21 protein-coding genes are annotated in these 23163 nt (G+C 52.4%); 3 read left to right on the top strand and 18 right to left on the bottom strand.

Features of this window, described 5'->3' with window-relative positions; genetic code table 11:
• Window positions 1-141 precede the first annotated feature (141 nt).
• Window positions 142-444 carry a post-transcriptional regulator gene (locus AN477_RS18405; RefSeq protein WP_054970636.1) on the bottom strand — a complete coding sequence of 101 codons (303 nt, stop codon included), beginning with the start codon at window positions 442-444 and terminating at the stop codon, window positions 142-144.
• 139 nt (window positions 445-583) lie between these two features.
• Here AN477_RS18405 and spoVB point away from each other — a divergent pair, with 139 nt between their 5' ends.
• A complete protein-coding gene (gene spoVB / locus AN477_RS18400; RefSeq protein WP_054970635.1) occupies window positions 584-2167 on the top strand; it encodes a stage V sporulation protein B in 1584 nt (527 codons plus the stop codon).
• A gap of 42 nt (window positions 2168-2209) precedes the next feature.
• Here spoVB and AN477_RS18395 read toward each other — a convergent pair whose 3' ends face one another.
• Together AN477_RS18395 and AN477_RS18390 are read right to left on the bottom strand one after the other, a co-directional pair.
• Window positions 2210-2926, bottom strand: a complete 717-nt coding sequence (locus tag AN477_RS18395; RefSeq protein ID WP_245631889.1) for a DUF421 domain-containing protein — start codon at window positions 2924-2926, stop codon at window positions 2210-2212.
• Between the two features lie 164 nt (window positions 2927-3090).
• On the bottom strand, window positions 3091-5280 hold the full coding sequence (locus tag AN477_RS18390) for a sensor domain-containing diguanylate cyclase (protein WP_169787923.1): 2190 nt from the start codon (window positions 5278-5280) through the stop codon (window positions 3091-3093).
• Between the two features lie 183 nt (window positions 5281-5463).
• Between AN477_RS18390 and AN477_RS18385 the strand changes: the two genes are divergently transcribed.
• Window positions 5464-5862: a TIGR04086 family membrane protein gene (locus tag AN477_RS18385; protein ID WP_054970633.1), complete on the top strand. Its 399-nt coding sequence runs from the start codon at window positions 5464-5466 to the stop codon at window positions 5860-5862.
• Window positions 5863-5923: 61 nt separating this feature from the next.
• Here AN477_RS18385 and yajC read toward each other — a convergent pair whose 3' ends face one another.
• The 15 genes from yajC to yunB form a co-directional block, all read right to left on the bottom strand.
• Window positions 5924-6268, bottom strand: a complete 345-nt coding sequence (gene yajC, locus AN477_RS18380; protein WP_054970632.1) for a preprotein translocase subunit YajC — start codon at window positions 6266-6268, stop codon at window positions 5924-5926.
• 2 nt (window positions 6269-6270) lie between these two features.
• On the bottom strand, window positions 6271-7416 hold the full coding sequence (gene tgt / locus AN477_RS18375) for a tRNA guanosine(34) transglycosylase Tgt (RefSeq protein WP_054970631.1): 1146 nt from the start codon (window positions 7414-7416) through the stop codon (window positions 6271-6273).
• Entirely contained in the window at window positions 7413-8507 is a 1095-nt protein-coding gene (gene queA, locus AN477_RS18370) for a tRNA preQ1(34) S-adenosylmethionine ribosyltransferase-isomerase QueA (RefSeq protein ID WP_054970630.1), read from the bottom strand. Before queA ends, tgt begins: the two co-directional genes overlap by 4 nt.
• A gap of 150 nt (window positions 8508-8657) precedes the next feature.
• Complete coding sequence (locus AN477_RS18365) at window positions 8658-10073, bottom strand: anti-sigma factor domain-containing protein (protein WP_054970629.1); 1416 nt, start codon at window positions 10071-10073, stop codon at window positions 8658-8660.
• A gap of 42 nt (window positions 10074-10115) precedes the next feature.
• Entirely contained in the window at window positions 10116-10859 is a 744-nt protein-coding gene (gene sigI / locus AN477_RS18360; protein WP_054970628.1) for an RNA polymerase sigma factor SigI, read from the bottom strand.
• Window positions 10860-10997: 138 nt separating this feature from the next.
• Entirely contained in the window at window positions 10998-12041 is a 1044-nt protein-coding gene (gene ruvB, locus AN477_RS18355; RefSeq protein ID WP_054970627.1) for a Holliday junction branch migration DNA helicase RuvB, read from the bottom strand.
• A gap of 34 nt (window positions 12042-12075) precedes the next feature.
• On the bottom strand, window positions 12076-12690 hold the full coding sequence (gene ruvA / locus AN477_RS18350) for a Holliday junction branch migration protein RuvA (protein WP_054970626.1): 615 nt from the start codon (window positions 12688-12690) through the stop codon (window positions 12076-12078).
• Window positions 12687-13238: a crossover junction endodeoxyribonuclease RuvC gene (gene ruvC, locus AN477_RS18345; protein WP_054970625.1), complete on the bottom strand. Its 552-nt coding sequence runs from the start codon at window positions 13236-13238 to the stop codon at window positions 12687-12689. Before ruvC ends, ruvA begins: the two co-directional genes overlap by 4 nt.
• Before the next feature lie 89 nt (window positions 13239-13327).
• Window positions 13328-13729: a hypothetical protein gene (locus AN477_RS18340; protein ID WP_054970624.1), complete on the bottom strand. Its 402-nt coding sequence runs from the start codon at window positions 13727-13729 to the stop codon at window positions 13328-13330.
• A gap of 107 nt (window positions 13730-13836) precedes the next feature.
• The gene (locus tag AN477_RS18335; protein ID WP_054970623.1) at window positions 13837-14577 is read right to left on the bottom strand and encodes a YebC/PmpR family DNA-binding transcriptional regulator; all 741 of its coding nucleotides are present in this window, start codon (window positions 14575-14577) and stop codon (window positions 13837-13839) included.
• A 54-nt stretch (window positions 14578-14631) separates the two neighbouring features.
• Window positions 14632-15483, bottom strand: a complete 852-nt coding sequence (locus AN477_RS18330; RefSeq protein ID WP_054970622.1) for an NAD+ synthase — start codon at window positions 15481-15483, stop codon at window positions 14632-14634.
• On the bottom strand, window positions 15480-16349 hold the full coding sequence (locus AN477_RS18325; RefSeq protein WP_054970621.1) for a nitrilase-related carbon-nitrogen hydrolase: 870 nt from the start codon (window positions 16347-16349) through the stop codon (window positions 15480-15482). The genes AN477_RS18330 and AN477_RS18325 overlap by 4 nt, the downstream gene beginning before the upstream one ends.
• A 185-nt stretch (window positions 16350-16534) precedes the next feature.
• Window positions 16535-17614, bottom strand: a complete 1080-nt coding sequence (locus AN477_RS18320; protein WP_054970620.1) for a phosphotransferase — start codon at window positions 17612-17614, stop codon at window positions 16535-16537.
• Window positions 17586-18941, bottom strand: coding sequence for a LysM peptidoglycan-binding domain-containing protein (locus tag AN477_RS18315; protein ID WP_054970619.1), 1356 nt, complete (start codon window positions 18939-18941; stop codon window positions 17586-17588). The genes AN477_RS18320 and AN477_RS18315 overlap by 29 nt, the downstream gene beginning before the upstream one ends.
• A 228-nt stretch (window positions 18942-19169) precedes the next feature.
• Window positions 19170-19910: a sporulation protein YunB gene (gene yunB, locus AN477_RS18310; protein ID WP_054970618.1), complete on the bottom strand. Its 741-nt coding sequence runs from the start codon at window positions 19908-19910 to the stop codon at window positions 19170-19172.
• A gap of 269 nt (window positions 19911-20179) precedes the next feature.
• Between yunB and AN477_RS18305 the strand changes: the two genes are divergently transcribed.
• Window positions 20180-23086: a transglycosylase domain-containing protein gene (locus AN477_RS18305; protein ID WP_054970617.1), complete on the top strand. Its 2907-nt coding sequence runs from the start codon at window positions 20180-20182 to the stop codon at window positions 23084-23086.
• Window positions 23087-23163 lie beyond the last annotated feature (77 nt).

Raw genomic sequence — 23163 nt, 5'->3', positions numbered from 1 at the left:
CCCAACCATTGAGTCTACCCAATTCACTAGGCATTAGTATAATCAACGCGAAAAACAAGCGTCAAACCATTCCGCTTCAGTCCACGTGACGCTTCTCCAATACATGACAGAATCGCAAATGAGCCTCGCCCCGGCAATTCCTCAAAGCTTAAAGGGAGAATCGTCTCCAGTGAGCGTACCGCGATACGCTTGCATGGTCATCCAATTCATAAACTTACCAACCTGAAGCCCTAGCACGCCCGCAACCACGTCGTGTAAGCGAACTTGGCCTTTTAGTGAACTGTTTACACATTCCCATATTTCCGCAGGCTCGACTTCTTCGTAGCCGAGCAAGTGGAAATCATCAGCCTTCATTTCGCAGAGTCGTCGAATTTCATCCGTGTAATCCTCCCAAACTGCTGCCTTACCCACTTCTGGTTGCAATCCCGTTAGCTCCGTGTCCACACCTTTCTCCCCCAATTCGTACCGACGGTTGCCTACGATGGTCAGCTTACCATTTGGCGCGCTTCATGTCGATGCCTGTTAGGACTAACCCACCTAAGGTGTGCATACGTTGTAAAGACAAGCTCCGGAGGGACTGAAGATGTCACAAAGATCCTTTTTTCACGGCGCAATGGTTTTGATTGCGGCCAGTCTTGTTACCCGAGTTATGGGATTCGCGTACCGTATTGTTCTAACCCGCATGATTGGCGCGGCCGGCATGGGCCTGTTCCAAATGGTGTTCTCCGTTCTGAGTTTGGTTTTAACCTTTGTGACCGCCGGACTTCCAACGGCCATCTCAAAACTGGTTGCTGAAGCAGTGGTCCAACGCGATCGCGTTCGCGTTGAGCGCATTCTTAAGGTCAGCGCTGCTGTGATTCTCACCATGGCTGCCCTCTTCACAGCGCTCATGTGGTTTGGGCGGCGTATCATCTTTCACTATTGGCTGACCGATCCAAGGGCGTACCCAACCTATCTATGCATGATCCCGATTGTCGCCGTCATTGCGGTCTCAAGTATCTATCGGGGGTACTTCCAGGGACTGCAGGACATGTCGCCTCCGGCGTGGGCATCCATTTTGGAGCAAACCGTTCGCATCATCAGCGTTTGGATCCTCGCCGCCTACTTCATTCACTACAGTCTGTCCTATGCAGCAGCGGCTGCCATGATGGGCATGGTACTCGGGGAACTTGCTGGGCTCCTCTTTATGATTGTGTCCCAACGGTACCGTGGAAGGCTGTCAGTGATTCTGGCAGACGCCCCGACACGCAGCCTTGAAACCGCTCGGCAGACACTGCACGCCATTGTAGATATTGCAGGGCCCGTCACACTGAGCCGTCTAATTGGTTCTCTCTTATTTGCAGTCGAGCCTGTCTTGGTAACGCGCTCTTTGCTTGCGGCGGGTATCACCACGGATGCAGCCACTGCTCTGTACGGACAATATGGTGGCATGGCCATTCCACTCTTGGTGTTTCCGACGGTATTCACGTCCTCCCTTGCAGTGAACCTGGTCCCAGCAGTATCAGAGGCGATTGCAGATAACCACCGAAGTCGGGTCGGATCGAGACTGAATCAATCTTTCCTGGCAACAGCCCTCGTGGGGTTTCCCGCTTCTGTGGTGCTCACCCTGTTTGCAGAGCCTCTGTGTCGAATTATTTTTGGTGAATCGAGTGTGGGACCGATTTTAACCGTGATGGCTCCATCCGGGTTTCTGCTCTACCTCCAGGGCCCACTCACGGGTATCTTGCAGGGACTGAATCGGGCAGGAACAGTCACCATCAATCATACCGTCGGAGGCGTTTTGCGGCTCGTGCTGGTCTATCTGCTCGCCTCACAGCCTCGCTTTGGTATCTTGGGCGTAGCGCTTGCCGTAACCATCTCGATTGCCGTAACAACAGGGTTGGACATCTGGTCCATTCAACGAATGATTGGCTTCCCGGTCAACTGGATGGACACGTGGAAAAGTGCAGTTGCCACACTGGTCACATTAGCTGTACTGACAATTCTTGTCCGCAACCCGGGTACCGTCACCGCTGGCCCGCTCGCCGCGGCAATTTTTGCCGCAGCAATGGTCTATTTTGTACTCCTTTGCGCATTCGGAGTACTGACGGTGGCACGAGCGAAACGCCTGCCAAAAATCGGGAACCGGCTTGCTCGCCTGGTCTCGTGGATGCCGTTTGCGCATTAAGCAGTGACCTCTGCAGGGTGTTCTACACGTCGGATGCGACATTCAGCGCGAATGCCCGTTTTTCGTATTGGACGGATCATCTTTCGGATCGATGTACATGTATCCCAAACTATCGATAGACGCAAAAAACACCTGGTCGAGGTCAGGATAGCCACGTTGTTTCAGCTGCTGTGTGAGCCAGTCCGTATCGCGGCCGATATTGTTTAAGCTCTTCTCAACTGGTGTCCCATCAATGACAAGCGGCAGGGGAATCGTCTCCTGCTGCACGGGCTGCATTAAGTCTGCTGCAGTTAATGGACGTTTGTCTGCTTTTGGCAACACACTCAGTTTTCCTGAGTTCTCTAGGATGGCGAACTCAACGTCAGCCACCGTGGCTACGCCTTTTTCTCGCAACTGCAACAATAAGTCACTGACTGAGTAACGCATTCGCTTCATTTCTGCATCACGAATTTTGCCGTGCTCCACTAACACGACCGGCTCCCCTTCGACCAGGTGTCGAAACCGATGGTATTTCAATTGCAAAAGAGCTACAGCGATTTGCAACAACACGAGGATACCGACAGAAAGAATGGATACGTACAGTGGAATTTTCGTATCCTCCATCGGAAGGGTGGACAACTCGGCAATCATCATGGACACAACAAAGTCAAACACCGAGAGTTGCCCAATCTCGCGTTTTCCCATCAGTCGCAACGCGATCATTACAGTGACGTACAAAACCGCGATGCGCACCAAAAATTCCCACCATGGGATGTTCAAAAAAACCAGCCCCCTGTTCGCGAGTTATTATGGCCGCAAACAGGGGGCTTTAACGGTAAATCATCATCGGATAAACTCTATGAGGACGAAAAGCTGCACAAACGGTTTGCAGTGTTTGGTGCGTTGAAGGCCACTGACTGACCTTTGCTCTGTCGGAGGAACTTCTATACAGACGGTAACTCAGAAACTACATGATCGTTCAGCGTTGCAAACATTTGGCCCACAAGCTCAAATACAGCACCCGACTCCCCGACGTCTTCAACAACGTCAAGTTTCTGTCGTATGCGGACTGAAATGACAACATTGTTCGCGAACTCAAAGCGAAAGCTCTGGACGGCCCGTTTCAGACGCAGCGCAATCGCTGCCAACTCGTGGGCTGATACACCTGGCAATAAGACAAGAAACTCGTCCCCGCCAAAGCGACACGCCAATTCGTTTGTACGGAGGCACTCTGTCAGAATCAAGCTGACTCGGCGAAGGATCTCATCACCCACACCAAAACCAAAAGCAGAATTGATGAATGAAAAGTTCTCGACGTCTATGCACAAAGCGCCCCAGGACTGAATTCCCTTTTCCATTTCTTCACGTAAACGAATATTGACAAAATGGTATGTATAGAGTCCCGTCAGTTGATCGACAAACAACTGAGCGTCGAACTCCGGACTGTAACACGCCACACGGTTCCTGCCTCGTTCTTTTGCTCCCCAGTACATCGCGGAGTCCGCTTTCAAGAGCAGGTCACGGTCATCCATTGCATGATCCGGGTAACTGGCAATCCCCGCACTGACGCTAATACCCTGCAACTGGTAACCTTGAAAGTCGACAACGTGTCGGGCAATGGCAACTCGCATGGCCTCTACACGCTCATTTGCTAGTTCTGGACCGACCGGCATGAGGACTGCAAATTCCTCACCGCCATAACGAGCAACAATGGAGTCGCTTCCAGCCATTCCGCTGAGGAGGACACCAACTGAGCGCAGGACTGCATCGCCAGCAAGGTGTCCATACGTATCATTAAATTTTTTAAAGTAATCGAGATCGAGCACCGCCAAGGAAAGATGTTTTTGTGTTTTCTCTGCATCACGAATCCAACGTTCGAGTTCCTCGTAGAGGAATCTGTAATTGTAAAGACCTGTCGCTCCGTCATGCCAGGACTGCTCCTGCAGTTGCTGATAGAGCTTCGCATTCTCAATCAATACCGCCACTTGCCCAGACAACACCTGCAGGTACTCTTGATACTCACCGAACGCGTATGGGCGCAACGAATACAGTACGATGGCCCCTTGGGTCTCCCCTCTCGTCTGCATGGGAAAGACAGCGAGACTCAAATACTCTCGACCGTTTGCACCGTCGTCCTTGACCCTCACGTCATGCTTCGTGTGCGGTACGTACCCCCAGGTACCAGATTCGACAATCGACCAGATTACGCCGCCAGCGGACTTTGGGATCCCTTCGAGGTTAAAATCGTGTATCGCGGTGGTCGGATAAATAATGCTTGGCATTAAGACATCCTTTTCTTCGGACAGGGTATACACGCTCACGGCATCTGCATAGGTCACTCTGGCTGCGGTAGAAGCAGCTTGTTCGCAGATTGTGTCAATATCAAACTCGCTGGTCAGTTTAAGCACGGCTGTATGAATATCTCTGAGAACCGTCATCCGCCTGTACAAACGAAACAGTTGGCCGATGAACGCAAGTGGAGTCATCAAGACGGGGGCCAATACCGGCAACGGCCCGGCCGCCACAATGAAGAACAAAACAAACGGGAACGAGGCCAGCAGGCTCAGCCCATCGTTAGTGACTAAGGCGACGAGGTCAGAACGTACAAAGTTACGCCGAACACGAAGAATAGTTGTAATAAACAGGTGATTGACAATCATAAGTGTCAGACCACTTACGATAACGGCCACGACAACTCGCCAGTTCAACGAATCGGCAGCAACCCTCGACTGTCCAGCGACAAGGTGAAACACAAGTGCCATCACATAGGCACTCAGCGCGTACTGCCCTGCGTTAAACAGCCACGTCGACCATTTTCTTCGTTTCTGCACCAAAAACGGTGTCAGGAGCTCGGCGGCCGCTAATACGCAAATGGCAGCAGATGAAGAATACGCTGCGACGAGCCCGAGGGGAATGACAAAGATCAGAGTAGCTTCCGTTTTTCCGATCGGCACTGGTATTGCTTCCAGCACAATCGCGAGAACCAGCAGAAATAGGACTGTCCAGATGGAGAGTCGGGTGAGCCCGGGAAGATACCAGACAGCTACGAATACACCAAGTATACCAATCGCCCACTCGAGCGACGACGACCATTTTGACGTGTCACGCTGCAACATGCTCACCCACTCTATCATTTCTGACCGCCGAGGAAATTTGCTTACAATTCTAACACAGTGCACCACATGAATGAAGGACAACCTGAATAGAGATAGGGTAAAGAGAGTTTCCGTGCAGAGCTTACTGAAACTCACTTTTGAAAGAGGCCAAACGCTGATATCTCGCATATCTGCGTTCGCAGACGGTTGGAGGTGATGGAAATGAGCGGTGCAGTTCGGGGTGCGATGTCTGTCGTAAGAAGAGTACCTGTGTTATTTGGGTTGACCTATGCCCTCTTCTGGGCTGTCATCGGGGCAATTGTAATGACCCTGTGGGCGCACTTTGGCAATCTCAGCAACAGCGGGCTGGTGATTGGTGCCTATGTTGTGCACTGCATTTCAGTACTGATTGGGGCGATTGCGGGAAGTCGCGCGGCTTCGGAACGCGGTTGGTACTACGGTGGACTCATTGGCTTGATTTACGCTCTCATCATGGTCGCGTTGAGCCTCTTAGTGTACAGTTCCTTCTCGTTTGACGCTTCAGGCTTGTTCCGAGTCCTCATTATGGCCCTCATTGGGGCATTCGGCGGCATTCTCGGTGTTGCCACCCAAAGTGAGTGACGAATCAACAGACATCGGTCCCGGTACGTAGCAACGATTCCCGGGACCGATATGCTGTGCTCTACAACTGCTCGTCCTTCTGAACCTCATCATCAGGTTCTTCCACGTGACCGTGCGCATCATCCGGTTCTTCTACATATTCCGCTTGGACTGGAGCCGCCTCAACAACTCGCAGAATGGCCCGCGGATCAAGTTCTATTTCAACATCCGGAGCAATCGTGACAAATACACGATCATCCGCAATCTCAACGACGTTACCGTAGATTCCCGAAGTGGTGACCACTTTGGCTCCCGGACCGAGTTGTTTCATCATTGCCGTGCGTTGTTTGGCTTGCCGACGTTGTGGAAGGATCATCAGCGCATAAAAGACAGCCAAAACAATGACAATCAGAAAAATATTTCCCAAGTTTACACTTCCTCTCCTGCGTTTGTCTCATTATAACCGTAACGCGCATAAAATTCCTGCTTGTACAAGAGGAACCTGCCTTCGTCAAGAGATTGCCGAATCTGTTTCATCAGGTCAAGCATGAAATAGACGTTGTGGTATGTAGTCAGTCGAATGCCCAGCACCTCATCCGCCTTAAGCAAGTGTCGAATGTATGCCCTGGAGAATGTTTGGCAGACTTTGCACTGGCAATTCGGATCAAGCGGCAGAAAATCGTCGCCGTAGCGCGCATTTTTCATGACACGCTTGCCCTCCGACGTGAGCACGGTGCCGTTGCGAGCAATTCGGGTCGGCAACACACAGTCAAACATGTCGACGCCTCGCTCGACCCCTTCAAATAGATCGTCGGGTGAACCGACCCCCATCAAGTAACGAGGTTTGTCTGCTGGCAACCATGGTGTCGTCGCACTCAAGATCTCGTACATCAAAGGCTTCGGTTCTCCAACACTCAATCCGCCGATTGCGTAACCAGGGAAATCCAGTTCCACAAGCCGCTGGGCCGATTCTTTGCGCAGGTCAATATGTTCACCACCCTGTACAATGCCAAACAACCCTTGTTCATCAGGGCGGCGGTGGGCGGCTTTACAGCGGGCAGCCCAATCCAAAGTCCGACGCAATGACGTCTCGACGTACTCGCGGGTGGCCGGATAGGGCGGGCACTCGTCAAAGGCCATAATGATGTCAGCACCAAGGGCATTTTCAATCTCCATCACAGACTCCGGAGTGAACGAATGGAGACTGCCATCGAGATGAGAGCGAAAGGTCACGCCATCATCGGTGATTTTGCGCAAATCGGCCAGACTAAAGACTTGGAACCCTCCACTGTCTGTCAGGACTGCACCATCCCAGTGCATAAAACCATGCAGTCCACCGGCTTTACGGACTAACTCCTCACCAGGCCGAAGGTGGAGGTGATATGTATTCGAAAGAATAATTCCCGCACCGACCTCTGCCAGTTCCCACGGGGCCATCGTTTTTACGGTGGCTTGTGTCCCGACAGGCATAAAAACCGGGGTCTCAATCACGCCGTGCGGCGTCGTAAGGCGCCCGCGCCGTGCAAGGCTGTGTTCATCGCGGCGCAGTAGTTCGTATCGAATCGGTTGTGTCATTCGGACTGTCCTTTCCTCGTAATAAACATTGCATCTCCGAAACTGAAGAATCGGTAGCGCTCCCGAACAGCCGCTTCGTAAACGCGTTTTGTGAACTCGGTCCCCATTAGAGCCGAAACTAACATGATGAGTGTCGACTTTGGCAGGTGAAAGTTTGTGATTAACGCATCGATGACCTGAAACTGGTAACCAGGATAAATGAATATGTCAGTGTCGCCGTGACCAGGATGCACCTCCCCGCTCTGCCCCGCACTCTCCAGAGTTCGTAAAGCCGTAGTCCCGACCGCGATAACACGGCGCCCCTCCCGTTTCGCCCGATTGACAGCATCTGCAACAGTCGGATCCACATAGTACGTTTCACTGTGCATATGGTGGTCTTCCACCCTGTCCACGGTCACGGGCCGAAAAGTCCCAATCCCAACGTGCAAGGTTACAAACTGTAGGTCAACACCCTTCTCCCGCAAAGAATCAAGCAGTGATTCCGTGAAATGGAGACCGGCTGTGGGCGCAGCGACAGAGCCTTCGTCCTTTGCGTAAACCGTTTGATAGCGATCTGCCTCCCGAAGGGGTTCGTGGATGTACGGTGGCAACGGCATTTGGCCAATCTCGTATAAAAATTCTTCCATAGAACCGGACAAGGTGAAGCGCAGTCGTCGAATACCGTCTTCCTCCACACCTGCAACAACCGCTTGTCCAAGCACGTCAGTTCCTGACCCTTCCAAACCGTGATTGCTGGGAAAGATAACGACATGCCCCTCGCGAAGTCGTTTTGCTGGCTTAGCCATGGCTTCCCACTCATACGGACCAAGACGCTTTGTCAGCAACAACTCTACGTTTGCCCCTGTATCCTCTTTTTTACCGTAAAGTCGGGCTGGCAGCACTTTCGAGTTATTAAAGACCAATACGTCTCCAGCATTCAAATATCGAACAATATCTCGAAACGTACGATGTTCGATCGTTTCCACGACCGGATCCAATACCATTAACCGCGATGCGTCACGGTCCTCAAGCGGATGTTGGGCAATTAATTCATCTGGCAGTGCATAATCAAAGTCTTCTACACGTAAGTCGCTTGTCTTCCTTTGGTACAACAAAGTCCACCTCACCTAAACTGTTTCCGCTCCAATCGCGTAGCCTTCATTATACGACATAAAAGGTCAGTGCCCAAACGCACTGACCTTATCGTTTCTCTCAATATTGGAAGTTAAGAGTCCGAATGACGCTTTAGCGTGTCGCGGTGCCTAATTTCCCTGACTCCACCAATGGGAGTCCCCCTGTGAATGTTTGAACCCCTGTGTTCCGGTAAATCCCCTTGTTTGGCTGAACCCCTTTGCTCCGGTGAATCCCTTTGTTTGGTTGAACCCCTGTGTTCCGCTGAATTCCTTTGTTTCGTTGAACTCCTGTGTTCCCTTGAGCCCCTGTGTTCCGCTAAAATCCTGTGATCGATTCTGGGTCTCCAATGGTATGACGATGGTTTGATTCCCAATACGAATGGTGATGCTGTTGTTATTGGCAGACACTTTCGTGTTTCCATGACCCCCGTTCCCCTTAGCCAGCCCCGGGGGTGGTCCTGTCTTTTTCAAGGTACCATGGCCACTGACTTCTACCGTCGTCGATGGACTGTGATGACTCGGCGGCCGACTTGAACTATGACTCGTATTTTGACTAGGACTTACAGCATGATTGGTCTTTACGACATCGCTTCCATGCGGTGAACCGGATTTCGCATCGGTACTGTTGTTCGTACTGGTTGCGCCCTGCTGACCCTTGCCACTGGACGGCTGCAAGCCCGGTACAGGGTTTGACAGCGATTGTAAGACCTTTGCCAAATCAGCCGGGTTACTTGAGTCAATCTTCGACACGGCTGTTTGCGCCATCGGATCGCTCCACACTTGAACCATCTCTGAACCGACGAGGTCCAGCAGCCCTGTTTTTCGGCCTTCCTGTGCTGCGACAAGCACAGACATCAACCGTCCTGGAGGAATATCCGCTTGACTCGCCGCCTGCCAGATATCCTGTGGAACCACCACAGAAAACACCGACGGCTTGAGAGACAGAATGGCTTTATCTGCCTGAATCGCAGACTTTACGGCTGCAGTGGCTGCAGACTCTACTCTCGTTCCAGATGCCTGCTGCGCAATCGGAGAAACCGCGACAAGGATACCTGGTTGAGGTGATAAATCTTGGTGCGTACCCGCGTACGATAACACGCTTTCCGCCGCGTGCGACAACGTCATACCTTCCAGATGAAGCGAGTTGATGGCGGATACCGCATCTGACCCGATTGCATCGACTGCCTGTACACGCAAGTTCTTATCCACTTTCAGAGCAACACTTGGCTTGACATCCAAGGACACCCATGCGTAGGCTTCGGCCGTCTGCGGATGGAGTACTCCTGAGTACATCCAAACACCAGCAGCAACGACCGCCACAGCCGCCACTCCACTCGCAACAGAGCCTAGGCTGTTCCGCCACGCGGTTCGCCGTCGCCGTCTGCCGGTCTGTATTGGCACGACTCCAAATAACCGGTCGCGCCACGTGACCTCCAGTCCGACCTCCATGTCACTCTTGCGAGGGATACGGCAGAAGTCACCGTCCGGGGTCAGCACGATGGCGTCCCGGGAATTCAATTCCAACACCAAACCTCGGCGCTTCATAAACCGCACCTCCTCTATCTGGCACTTCTCTCTATCTCTTTATCACTGTATGTAATCTTGAAGATAATGGTAATCCCCGCACAACAAGATTACAATGGCAATGATATATTTTCGTTGTCGTTCGAGGGTCTTCCGAGATACAGTCACGCGTTCTTCAAGTTCCTTAAGCGGCAATGAGTTTTTGCGAAACACAAACTCTCGCAACTGCTCCTCTGCTGCAATCAGCTTTGCCACCGCCATTGCGTTCGCCCTGGCATCAGCATGCTTTGGCGCCAAATCAACCAACTCCGAGAATTCAAGGCCAAATCGCGTGAGGTCCTTGGCAAATTCGACGATCTCGTCACGACGGTCACGCTGTTCCACGATCTTGGCATGAGCGCTCACCGCTGACTCGATTTCCGCGTAGTTCACAACGTTGTCCTCTTCGTCCTGTAAATCAAATTCTGACCAAACAGCGACAGATGGATTTGGCTGCTGAGATCGAAAATAATCAATCAACCTTCGCCGGATAACCGTTTCTGCGAAGTTCAAAAAGCTTGCGTTTTTACTCGGGTCGAAGCGGTCAAGGGCTTCATTCATTGCGGTCATTGCGATGCTGAACTCATCATCGTGTTCTTTATGAATGAAGCGCTTTGCAGTTTGGGACGCGACTCGCAAAATAAACGGTGTATAGGCACTCAACAATTCGGAACGCGCCTCGTCATCACCGGTACGAGCCCGCTCAACTAAGGCATCGAGTTGCGCATGAGCTGCTGCGTTTTTTCTTCGGGTAAAAAAACCCTGCACTCGATCCACCTCGTTTCATAGGTATTCGCGACCGGACGCGTACGTTATGGGGGTTCATTCCCGGCTCTACAGACTATATCTATCCAAATTCCAGATCCAATTTGCAAAAACATTAAATTTACGTAAAACGCGAATGATTCACCGATGATCTTCGTCGAATTGTCCTTCATGGAACAGCTCAAGCAGCCTGCCGGACACCGGAAGGCCAAGGTGACGATAAGCACGTTCTGTCGCAATTCTCCCCCGTGGGGTGCGTTGAATGAACCCCATTTGAATCAAATAGGGCTCGTACACATCTTCAATGGTACCCGATTCTTCGCCGACAGCGGCCGCTAAGGTGTCGAGTCCGACTGGCCCCCCGGCAAACTTCTGGATGATGGCTTTCAGCACTTTGTAGTCGAGTTCATCGAGGCCAAGTTCATCCACATGCAATTTGGAAAGTGCAAATTGTGTTGTTTCCATACGGATCAGTGATTCTTGGCCAATCTGAACAAAATCACGAACGCGCTTGAGCAACCGGTTTGCGACTCGGGGAGTCCCCCGTGACCGGCGTGCGATTTCAACAGCAGCATCCTGGTCAATCGGCATACGTAAGATATCGGCAGTCCGCCGGACGATCTTTGCTAACTCTTCGGGTTTATAGTAGTCAAGATGTGCGATGACGCCAAACCTGTCCCGCAAAGGTGCCGACAGTAATCCCGCCCTTGTCGTAGCGCCGACCAGCGTAAACGGTGGTACGTCGAGTCGAACTGTTTGCGCGTGCGGCCCTTTGCCAATGATGATATCAATGGCAAAGTCCTCCATTGCTGAATACAGGACTTCCTCAACTGGCTTCGGCAATCGATGAATCTCGTCGATGAACAGTACGTCACCCGCTTGCAGGTTTGTAACGAGTGCTGCCAAGTCTCCCGGTCGTTCGATGGCTGGTCCGGACGTCTGTCGAAGCTGAACACCGAGTTCATTGGCAATGATCATCGACAAGGATGTCTTGCCTAGCCCCGGAGGGCCGTACAAGAGAACGTGATCGAGCGCTTCCTGCCGTTCCTTGGCGGCCTGAATGAAGACCTTCAGATTCTGTTTGACGGATTCCTGTCCGATATAATCGTCGAGGAATCGGGGCCGAATGGAATCCATGGACGCATCTTCAAGACTCCAATCCGCTGATACCATTCTATCCGTCATGGGTGTTGCCCCTCTCTAAATTCATTGCACAACCTCATGGTACCAACTGCTGTAAGGCAGCCCGAATCACTTCAGTCACGCTTTCATATCGACCTTGGGACAAAACTGCCTTTACTTTCTCTATCGCAAACTTTTCCGGATATCCGAGAGAAACAAGCGCAGCGGCAGCATCCTCCTCAAATGGATGCTGTTTCAGTTGCGTCGGGCGCATAGGTTTGGTCTGATTGACACCCAACTTGGACCATTCCAGTTTTCCAACCTTCTCCTTAAGTTCGACGACCAGCCGCTGTGCAGTCTTTTTCCCGATACCTGGGAGTTTGCACAGCGTATCCACATCTTCCTCCTGAATTGCAACAGCAAATTCGTTTACTGAGGCTCCAGACAGAATTTGCAGTGCCCCTTTTGGTCCAATACCGGAAACGCCAATCAAAAGTTCAAACCAATCCCGCAGCGATTCAGATTCAAATCCAAACAACTGTACAGTGTCCTCGCGAACATGATGGTACGTATAAACAAATGTTTCCTCTCCGGAGATGAGACTCTTCGCGTGCGGCTCCGTGATAAACACGCGGTAGCCGACTCCACTCACGTCCAAGTCTGCACTCGCAGAACTGAGATGTCTAACAATGCCGCGGAGAAATACAATCACGGCTTGACTCCCCTTCCATACCGGATCGACGGCCGCTTTACATTTTCACTGCTCTGCCTCGACACGACTTTGCGCGAAGCATGTGCATGTGTGATGGCGATGGCTAACGCGTCCGCGGTATCGTCAGGTTCTGGACGTTCCGCCAGCCTGAGCAGTAATTGTACCATATCCTGAACCTGCGTTTTGACCGCCTTGCCGTAACCCGTTACTGCGAGCTTGACTTGCATCGGTGTATATTCAACAGCTTCAATTCCCGCCTGAACGCCAGCTAGCAGTGCAACACCCCGGGCCTGCCCAACAACAAATGCCGTTGTTACGTTTTTATAGAAAAACAACTGTTCAACAGCCATCACGGAAGGCTGATATTGTTCGATGATTTTCTTCAGTTCCTCGTACAGAAATGCCAATCTCCTCGGTGTGGACCAGTCTGCGGGCGTTTCAAGACAACCATAATGAACAGGGAGCAGACGGTTTTCCTCCAGGTCAATCAAGCCAAAACCAAGTCGGGCTAGACCTGGGTCGATACCTAGAATGCGAAATCCAGACATAAAAAAATCCTCCCCCGCGACATTCTTTCGCCATGGGGAGGGGAATTTCCTACTTGTTAGTTATGGAAGTCGCCCAAACTTGGACGTGCCTATACTGTACTACCACCGGTTTGCGTGTCCTGAATAGACAGTTGACGGACGTACACCGGCATTTGCACGAACCATGTAAGGCTATGGTCGAGCTGCCAAGAAGGATGTTCAGACAAAAGCGTGTTCTCCGCGTCATCCCTCACGCCGCGAACTTCAGACTTGCCGCTGCCGTCTGGATACAGGGTAACAAAAACGGCTTGTCTCCAGCCATTTTCTCGCATCATAGATGCAGGTACGACATCAGCCTGGCCGAAGTCTGTCACCGCGGGCGTATCTGCTAAGGCTACAAAGCCATGAACGGACAGCGTCATCGCCGCTAAGGAGCCGAAGAGCACACCAAGAAGAGCTTGAACCAACCAGCTTTTTCGCGGCCAAAGACGAAATCTAAAGTGCGCTTTCATAGCACTCACCTCAATTTGATTCTGAGGGTAGGATGCCGCGCTGACTGTGAAATATGCGGAAAGACTGTACAACATTTGTGTCTGTACCGTGAAATTTGGGATCGAGGCTACTCTACAGGTTCAACCGGCTCAAAGTTCGCATAGACGTCCTGTACGTCATCGTGCGCTTCCAAAGCATCGACCAGCTCCAGCACTTGATCAAGGGTTTCCCCGGACACTGGAACCAGGTTTTCCGGCTCGTAACTGAGATTGGCTTCAGAAAGGACCAGGCCTTGCTCCTCCAACTGATTTCTGACGGCCGCAAATGATTCTGGCGCTGTCGTTATGACATACTGGTCTTCACTTTCCTTGAGGTCATCGGCACCGGCTTCGAGCGCCAACATCATTAAGTCGTCATACGACAAACTGCAATCTGACTTGTCGATGGCAATTTCACCAACTCGGCGAAACATCCACGCAACACACCCAGATTCACCGAGGTTTCCGCCGCGTTTTGCGAAAATGTGGCGAACGTCCGCCGCAGTCCGATTTCGGTTGTCAGTTACAATCTCCATCATGATGGCAGTCCCAGCTGGTCCGTAGCCTTCATAGATGAGTTCCTCATAATGAGCACCTTCGAGGGTTCCCGTCGCCTTCGCAATCGTCCGAGCAATGCTTTCCGAAGGCAGGTTACTCTGCCTGGCCCGTTCGATCGCTGTCTTTAGCCGGAAATTGGTATCGGGGTTGCCCCCACCCTCCTTAGCGGCCTGATAGACGTCCTTTGACAGCTTCGTGAACAACTGGCCGCGCACCGCGTCCTGCTTGCCTTTACGGCGCTGAATGTTGTGCCATTTCGAGTGTCCAGACATGTATTGTCCCCCCATGATTTCGTAGCAAACCCGTGTTTTGGATGAGCCGTTTGCTCAGTTCCCCCAGTCACGCAGATAGCGAAAGTCGATACCAACTGTCCTGCTCGAAATTTTAGCAATCACTGGCGGCTTTCGCTTGTATTGATTCAAGCGCATTCTTCGGACGATCAACCCCAACAACTTAGAGTCATACCCAAAGGTGGCAAGCTCATCGGGATTGATGCGTGCGTCAACCAGTTGGTACAGAATCTCATCGGCCGTATCATAGTCAAACCCAAGCTCCTGCTCATCGGTTTGGTTCTCCCAAAGGTCTGCGCTCGGCGCCTTTTCAAGAATGGAATTCGGAACACCGATGGCTTTCGATAACTGACGAACTTGTATCTTATAGAGGTCACCAATCGGATTAATCGCACTCGCTAGGTCTCCAAACTGAGTCCCGTATCCGAGCAGAAGCTCTGTTTTATTGCTGGTTCCAAGGACCAACGCATTCTGAATGGCAGATATGTCAAACAAAGTACACATCCGTTCCCGAGCCATGCGGTTTCCTCGGCGCAGATTGGATGCGGGTTCCCCAAAGATGCTGTCCATGTTCTGGAAAAATGCATCAACTGGGGCACTGATAGGCACAACGAGTGGTTTTAAGTTCAAATCCGTACAGACCTCTTCAGCGTCCTTCAGGCTGTTCGCACTGCTTGTCTTGTACGGCATCATGACAACCTGTACGTTCTCTTGACCGAGTGCATGCACGGCTAGATACGCCACCAGCGCTGAGTCAATGCCTCCAGACAGCCCCATCACAATCCGGGAAAACCCGGCCTTGGTCACCTCTTCCCGAACGAACGCAGTCAGTACGTCCAGTGTCAGCTTCGCGTTGAGATGCAGTTTTTTCTCGATAGCCTGTTTCACTCTGCATCCCGCCTTTCCCTGTGCTCGAGCAGCCGTTCAAGCTCCCGTAAGACCAAATGTTTCTTTTCGTCGCGCAAGATCGGTGTGATGTAGCGAGCCCGGCGAATCACAGACAAATCAAGCTCTGCGTAACACAGCGTCTCCGTGAGTTCAGGCGCCTCAACCAGCCACTCGCCTTCAGGGGAGATCACTCCGGAACCACCAAAGAAGTTCACACCGTCTTCAAACCCGGTTCGATTGACGAAAATGAAATATGTACCAAACAATCTTGCATACACCTGAAGTAAATCACGCCAGAACACGTGAGAACCGAAACGGTCTTGTTCAGCTACACTTCGAGCCGGGCCGGAGGCCGGAACACAGATAAGATCAGCCCCGCCAAGAGCGAGCAGATACGGACTGGAGACATGCCAGGCGTCTTCACAGATCATGAGACCGGATCGGCCGAAATCAGTAGGCACAGTCCGAAACTCCTCACCGCAGGCGAAATATCTGCCTTCGTCAAACATCCCGTAGGTTGGGAGGTAGACCTTGCGATGTTTTGCGGCAATTTGGCCGCGACGGGCATAAATCGCCGTGATATAAAACAGGTGCTGCTCGGATTCCTCAACGAAGCTGAATACCACGTCAATGTCTTGACTTGCAGCGACGAGACGTTGAATGTCGGGGTGTTTTGTTGTTCTCGCGACATCTAAGGTCAGGTCTTGCACCTGGTACCCGGTCAAGCCGAGTTCCGGAAAAACGATGAGCGCAGCATGGTTCGTTTTGGCTTGTTCAATCCACGCCAAGTGCTGCTCAAGATTAGCACTCACGTCACCCAAACGTGGTCTCAACTGACCTAGGGCCACGGTAACACGGTCTGTCACGTCTCTACACTCCCCTTTTCACAAAAGCCACCGGGTAAACCTGTCTGAAGTATCCCGACTACCACTAAGGTGCCTTGAATCCACAAGAAATACCGTTATTAGTATACTTTTGTCGAACCAAAAGTAAAAGCCACCAGCAGCGGCTTCTGGTGGCCTGTGTTTTGTACTTTGGATTCTCAAATCACTTACCCGAGCTGCCGGATAAAATCTTGGCGCTTTATTTCGCATTCCATCGCGTGATGCAGGAGTGTTCCATGTGTTGGGTGCCCTGCATGCAGCCAGTCGGTTATGGCTCGAACGAGCGTCTCTGGAAATTGTAGAAGACCCTTCATCCGAGACCGCTCATCCTCGGACATGGACGTTGATACCGCGTACAGATGAACCATCTGAAACCACTCTGACGCATCCCTGACGGCCCCAAGGTACAGCGCATGGTTACAGATCTGCAGCAGGTCACCGAGCGGATCGTCAATGGCAGCGAGATCAAAATCAATCATACCAATCCGTTGGCCGTCCCAAAGCAAGTTGTGGGGCGCCAGATCCCGATGACACCAACTGCGAGGTGACACCAAACGAAGTCGGTCACGATTGGCTGACTCGATAGCCCTTGCCATGCCATCCATGACGGGTACACTCATCGTTTGCCACTCTGGGAACTGTTCAAGAAGTTGCGACCAGACTCGTATGACGAGTTGTCGTTTGTATACCATACGGTGAACGAGCAGCGACGGACGGCTCAGCACCGAAGGCTTTCCGGCATTCATCTGTGCTGGCCCGTCTGGAATCGCTGTGATGGTATGCATACGACTCACGGTCGAGATGGCCGCAAACCGTTCCTTATCTTCACGAAGGTCCAGATGCTGCCCAGGAAGCCAGGGTTGCAGGTAGCCGATACGGTTCTCTTCTACCCGACAAAACAGGTGCTGTTGGTTGGTCATAATCGGCCCCGCCGCAAGCACCCCGCCGTCATTGAGTCGCGTAACCAACCATTCAATCTCAGGCAACTTGGTTACAGCATCACGCTGCTTAACTGGCTTCCAGACGTAACGGGTGCCATCCTCGGCTATCACACCTGTTGCAGACCGAAGCTGTTGATAGGCCTGCACGGATATGCCGTAGTGCAAGCCTAAAGCGCTTGTCAGCGCCATGTCACTATCAGCCGATTCGACGGAGTCGTCCTGGCGCCAATCGTGTCCTCGACGTGACTGGGTCAATCTCTGTGGCCGATTCCACCACTCAATGTCCCATATCGGCTGATCCTTCATCAGGCTCTCCTAGGAACACAGAAATCTCGCCCGCCTTGGCGTCTGGCCATTTGAACTCCTTCTTCGGCCAAACATCCTGTTCCTCTGCAGTGCGCCAACTGTTACCAAACGTTCCATCCTCAACGTCCCACGAAGAACTCTCGCCCCAAACGTCATTGACGGCGCCCTCGGCATCAGTTCGAAACGGGTGATGTTGGTGCGGGCCATAAGGGTCAGTCCACTCGGACGCCGCCATGGGCAATTGACCCGTGCCAGGCATCTCAGGGCTGGTTGCTCCTGTCCCATAAGGTATTGGCGCAGTAACAGATGGGTAGGCCTGCCCTGGTGTGAATGCTTCCCCGGATGTTGGTGAGATACCGGCACCCGGTGCAGCGCCTTGGCCTGGCGCGTAGCCTTGACCCGGTGCGGCGCCTTGACCCGGTGCGTAGCCTTGACCCGGTGCGTAGCCTTGACCCGGTGCGTAGCCTTGACCCGGTGCGTAGCCTTGGCCTGGCGCGTAACCTTGACCCGGTGCGTAGCCTTGACCCGGTGCGTAGCCTTGACCCGGCTCGTAGCCTTGGCCTGGCGCGTAGCCTTGACCCGGTGCGTAGCCTTGACCCGGCTCGTAGCCTTGGCCTGGCGCGTAACCTTGACCCGGCGCGGCGCCTTGACCCGGTGCGTAGCCTTGACCCGGTGTATAGGCTTCCCCTGGTGTCGGCGCGACCTCCGGAGTTGTTGGACCAGCACCGAAAGCCCCTACAGGTCCCATTTCAGAGCCCGCACTGCCTGGTGTCGTGGAACCCGCCCAGGATGGCAGCTGCGCTGGAGGTACCATGCCTGGGACGTAAAGCAGGTCACCTGGTCGCAAGGCGCGATGTGCAAGACCTGGATTCATTTGCAACAAGTGACTCATCGGCACGTTATACTTTTTTTGAATGCTTTCCCAGTTTTCCCCCGGTTTCACAGCGTGCGGCCAGACAAATCCAAAGAATGGCGGCATTGCCGGCTTGCTTTGTCCCGCTCCTGCGTCGCTGTGTCCTGCTGGCATCTGAGTTGGCGCAGCCACGCCAGTTGGGGTCCCTGTCGGAGCCATCGTTTGCATTTGTGGCGAAACATCCTGCACACCAGTCTCGCCCGCTGCATCTGCTGCTGGCTGGGTCGTGCCCATCCCGCCTTTGGCGTTTGACTTGCTCTTCGTGAGTTCGGGCACAACGATGATACTGCCCGGCTTTAACTGATTCGGGTTTCGGATCTGTGGGTTTGCCGCCAACAACAACTTGGGTCGCACCCCAGTCGCCTCAGCGATGCTCCACATTGTATCGCCGTCGCGCACCACGTACTTCTTCATGTAGTGTTACCTCCTTTACTCGCCACCGCCTGATGACGAAAAACGTGCACCGCCGATCCCGGTATACATTGATGGGCGTCTGTTACCAGCCTTGGCCTTGGGCGTTTCGTCCCTGCCAGTATATGCAGGAGCCCAGGGAGTGGTTTAAACACAACAAAAATGGGCGGTCTACCGACCGTCCACAAGGGCACTCTCGTTGTCAAAACTTTGGATAAACCGGTTCGCCAATCAGGGGGACTTTGCAGGCGGCAGCACTGGCAGTGCCCCATCCCCCTTTGCCACATACGTGCTGGGGATTTCACCATTCAGCACCACGTACGCAAGCGGGACACTCGTTTGCACTTCGACAGGCTTCGTGACAAGAGGAGCCACAGCCTGTACCTCAGCATCTACGTTCAGATACAAAGCGTGCACGCTCTGGTTAATGCCGATGGATTTTACCTCCATGTGAATACTCGAATGGGCAGAACCTACGAGGTGAATTCGAACGGGCAGTTCTGGACTAAACGGACTAAGCAAGGCACCTCCAAGGGTTTGTCCTATTGGCAAGGGAAATGTTTCGCGTGACAGGGCTCCGAGCGTTTCCTCGGATTCTTTGGTCACCTCGGCTTGCAGAATGCTGACGGCATGAAAGTCAAACGAGGTCATTCTAACGTTCCCTTCACGGTCTGTAGCCACATGCAGCATTTTCCCGGTGTCAGGAGAATGCGAAATTGCGCTCTGCAATGCGTCATTCATTGCCTCTGTAGCAGCCCGCCGTGCAACGGTATCCGCAATAGCGGCAATAGAAGGACGAACCCGTGTATCAATCAGTATCACAAGTAACAATACTACGGCAAAGATTCCCCCGGATATTTTGATTCCAAGATAACGCCGCCGCGGCCCTGAAGGCGTTTGCGACTCCCACTCAATGGAGGCACCGGAACTGCGGCTGCCACGTGAACGTCGTGGTCGAAATGTCTGCGGCAAGATTTCACACTCCTAAACGGCGAAAGGACAACTTCTGACGCGAAGAACTGGCGCAAAGAAAAAGACAACTTCCCGGTTAGTTCCGCAGGATACAATTCCGGCAAAGCTGAATGATGGCAGGTAGGCACCACTCTGCTAGCCTGTCCTTGCCACATGTATATGTAGGACCTGTGCTTGTCAGCACCGTCCTGTCGGTCGAAACCTGTCGAAAATGGACAACCAAGCCAGTTTCTTTGCTATAATCAGTGCGAATGAGAGGAGTGACCGACATGGCCGACCGCTCTAACCCGCCAAAAGGCCCAAAGAAGCGGCAAAACAAGGCGGACAAGAAGCGTGCCAAGGCAGAGGTACGACGCGGGCGCTGGGTATGGCGAATTATTGGCTACACCTTCATGTTTATCGGAGGTGTCGTCGTAATTGGCATTGGCGCTGGGGTTGGGTACGCCACAGCGTTACTAAAGGGTCTGCCCACCGTCACTGCCGCCACCTTCATTAATAACAGGGCGCCGACCGTGGTCTATGACCGAACCGGAAAAGTCATTGGGCAGTTTGCAGCGGACGGGGATCGCCAGCCGATTGCCTCAGTGAATGACGTCTCACCGTACTTGACCAAGGCATTTATCGCAGCTGAAGACAAAACGTTCTATACAAATATTGGAATAAACCCGCTGTCGATGGCCCGTGCGTTTGTGCAAGACCTCGTGCATCACCATATTCAAAGTGGAGCAAGTACGATAACACAGGAAACTGTCAAGCTTGCTATCTTTCCAGACCAGCAACGAACCATGAAACGCAAGATTCAGGAAATCGCCCTTGCAATTCACGTGAACCAAATACTTTCTAAGAATGAAATTCTCACGGACTATATGAACTGGTTGTATATGGGTCGCATGGGTAACCTCGACGTGTACGGGGTGAAAACCTCATCAAACATCCTCTTTCACAAGGACCCGAAAAACCTGAATCTGGCAGAAGCAGCTTTTCTCGCAGCAATACCCAATAACCCATCTCTGTTTTCGCCATATCAGTACCCGAGCAACACCGTGAAGCGGCAACACCTGATCTTACAACACATGCTGGCAAATGGGATGATAACTCAATCCCAATACAATCAAGCCCTGTCATTTAACATTCTGAAAGACATTCATCAACCGCAACAAGCTACATCGCAGCAGTACCCGTATCTGATGAATGACGATATTCGGCCTTTGATCGCACAGTACCTCGTCAAGCAAGGAATTTACAGTTCAGTTACTGATGCAGAAGATGCCCTGCCTACAGCAGGCTATAAAGTCTATACAACCATTGACCTGACCAAGCAAAATGACGTGGATAAAGTCCTTTCGGACAATCAGCTGTTTGGCAATACGACAAAAGACGTGTATATCAACGGAAAACTGCTCAAGGACCAAAATGGAAAACCTGTACAAGACCTCTATGAAGCTGGCGTCACGATGATTGACAATGCGACGGGAGGAATTCTTGCCATCGGCGGTGGGCGTGATTATTACAAAGATTACTACGACCACTCCGATCTGCCACGTCAACCAGGGTCTTCAATCAAACCTCTGCTCGACTACGGTCCCGCCATCCAAATGGGGAAAGTCACCGCTGCAACACCGATCATGGATGGTCCGATCTCGATGCCAGCCGGTCCAGGCCAACCACCGTGGAAGCCGCAGGACGACGAAAATTATTGGCACGGGATTGTCACAGCGCGAGAAGCACTGACCCAGTCTCTAAACGTCCCGGCAATTAAGGTTTTACAGTACATTACGCCTCAAGCAGCCGGGAAGTACTTAGAAAAAATGGGCATCACGCCACAGTCAAAGACCATCGACGGACGTTCAACGCTGGCTGCATCGGATTTGCAACAGTTGCCAACTGCCATCGGCGGTATGGCGAATGGACTGACCGTTCAGCAGATGACCAGTGCCTACACTACCTTCCCGAACCAGGGGGTATGGCGTCAGTCTTATCTGATTTCACAGATCACCGACAGCAAAGGTGACACGTTGTATCAAGCGCACCCGACGCAGACAACTGTGTTTTCATCTCAGACGGCTTATGTTATTGACAGCATGCTTCGCGATGTCGTGACCAACCCGACCGGTACAGCTTACTACGGAATCGGTACGGCGTTCCCAAAGAATTACTACATCTATGGTAAGACCGGTACCACTGATAAACAGCGCGATGGTTGGTTCGTCGGGTATACCGAGAAGTACACGATGGGCATTTGGATGGGATACAACCACCACGAGCAAATTGAAGTCTACCCGGTGAACTGGTACAACCTCAAGTTCACCTTATGGAGCAAAATTATGGCACCGGTGTTTAAAGCGGATCCGCCAACCATGCCGATTGCAGAACCACCAGGCATTGTTCAAATGGCTGTGTGCCGTGATTCAGGAGAACTGCCATCACCACTGTGTCAACAAGCCGGAGCTGTTGACAAGGAGATCTTCGTGCAAGGAACGGAGCCGACAGCGACAGACAATGTATATGTACAGGCCCTGTACACGATATTGAACGGTAAAAAGTACCTGGCTACGACGAACACACCGCAAAACGAGGTCAAACAAGGCGTGTTTGTCGACCCGTCAAAGATTCAGTTGAACCAGCCATGGCCGCTTCCATCCGGCGCCACTACACTGGACAGCAACACGTACGTGCCGACTCAACCAGACCCACGCGGCGGCACCGTACTGCAAGCGCCAAGTTCATCCCCAATGCCGACGTTGGCAGCACCAAGCAACGTACAGGCCGCAGTGGATCCAACGACGGGTGCAGTGAACTTGTTGTGGGCCCCAGTGAACACAGCAACGAGCTACACCGTGTGGCGTGCGACAGCACCGAACGGGCCGTACGTCAACATTGCTGGTCCAATTCCTGATACAGCGTACACGGACACCAGCGTACCTGCAGGTACAGCCGTTGTTTACTATCAGATTTACGCCGCTTCAGACTCGGCCATATCGCCGCCGTCACAACCGATTACGGTTCAGTTGTCAGGTAGTAATCAACCGGGATACGGTAATACGACGGGGAACAGTTCGTCCTCAGCCACCACGAATTCGACTCCACGTGGCGGGAACAATTCCGGAGGAAGCAGTGGTTCTGGGTTACCGGAGATGCTATGGCCGCAAACGGGGGAGCGTTCACGGACAAACTAAGCGGTCTTGTCGTACAGTGAAAGCCAAGACCAAGATCCATCTGGTCGATTAAACAAAGGGGGTTACACAGCCAAAGT

Source organism: Paenalicyclobacillus ferrooxydans (assembly GCF_001399675.1).
GTDB lineage: Bacteria > Bacillota > Bacilli > Alicyclobacillales > Alicyclobacillaceae > Alicyclobacillus_B > Alicyclobacillus_B ferrooxydans.
The sequence above is the reverse complement of the archived record's forward strand: the minus strand, read 5'-3'. Positions and strand labels throughout refer to the sequence as shown.

What these genes read in the sequence shown, in the direction of transcription:
- spoVB (WP_054970635.1), top strand. Translation starts at nt 584, where the DNA reads ATGTCACAAAGATCCTTTTTTCACGGCGCAATGGTTTTGATTGCGGCC.
- AN477_RS18390 (WP_169787923.1), bottom strand. Translation starts at nt 5,280, where the DNA reads ATGATAGAGTGGGTGAGCATGTTGCAGCGTGACACGTCAAAATGGTCG.
- AN477_RS18385 (WP_054970633.1), top strand. Translation starts at nt 5,464, where the DNA reads ATGAGCGGTGCAGTTCGGGGTGCGATGTCTGTCGTAAGAAGAGTACCT.
- tgt (WP_054970631.1), bottom strand. Translation starts at nt 7,416, where the DNA reads ATGACACAACCGATTCGATACGAACTACTGCGCCGCGATGAACACAGC.
- AN477_RS18365 (WP_054970629.1), bottom strand. Translation starts at nt 10,073, where the DNA reads ATGAAGCGCCGAGGTTTGGTGTTGGAATTGAATTCCCGGGACGCCATC.
- ruvB (WP_054970627.1), bottom strand. Translation starts at nt 12,041, where the DNA reads ATGACGGATAGAATGGTATCAGCGGATTGGAGTCTTGAAGATGCGTCC.
- ruvC (WP_054970625.1), bottom strand. Translation starts at nt 13,238, where the DNA reads ATGTCTGGATTTCGCATTCTAGGTATCGACCCAGGTCTAGCCCGACTT.
- AN477_RS18340 (WP_054970624.1), bottom strand. Translation starts at nt 13,729, where the DNA reads ATGAAAGCGCACTTTAGATTTCGTCTTTGGCCGCGAAAAAGCTGGTTG.
- AN477_RS18335 (WP_054970623.1), bottom strand. Translation starts at nt 14,577, where the DNA reads ATGTCTGGACACTCGAAATGGCACAACATTCAGCGCCGTAAAGGCAAG.
- AN477_RS18320 (WP_054970620.1), bottom strand. Translation starts at nt 17,614, where the DNA reads ATGAAGGATCAGCCGATATGGGACATTGAGTGGTGGAATCGGCCACAG.
- AN477_RS18315 (WP_054970619.1), bottom strand. Translation starts at nt 18,941, where the DNA reads ATGAAGAAGTACGTGGTGCGCGACGGCGATACAATGTGGAGCATCGCT.
- AN477_RS18305 (WP_054970617.1), top strand. Translation starts at nt 20,180, where the DNA reads ATGGCCGACCGCTCTAACCCGCCAAAAGGCCCAAAGAAGCGGCAAAAC.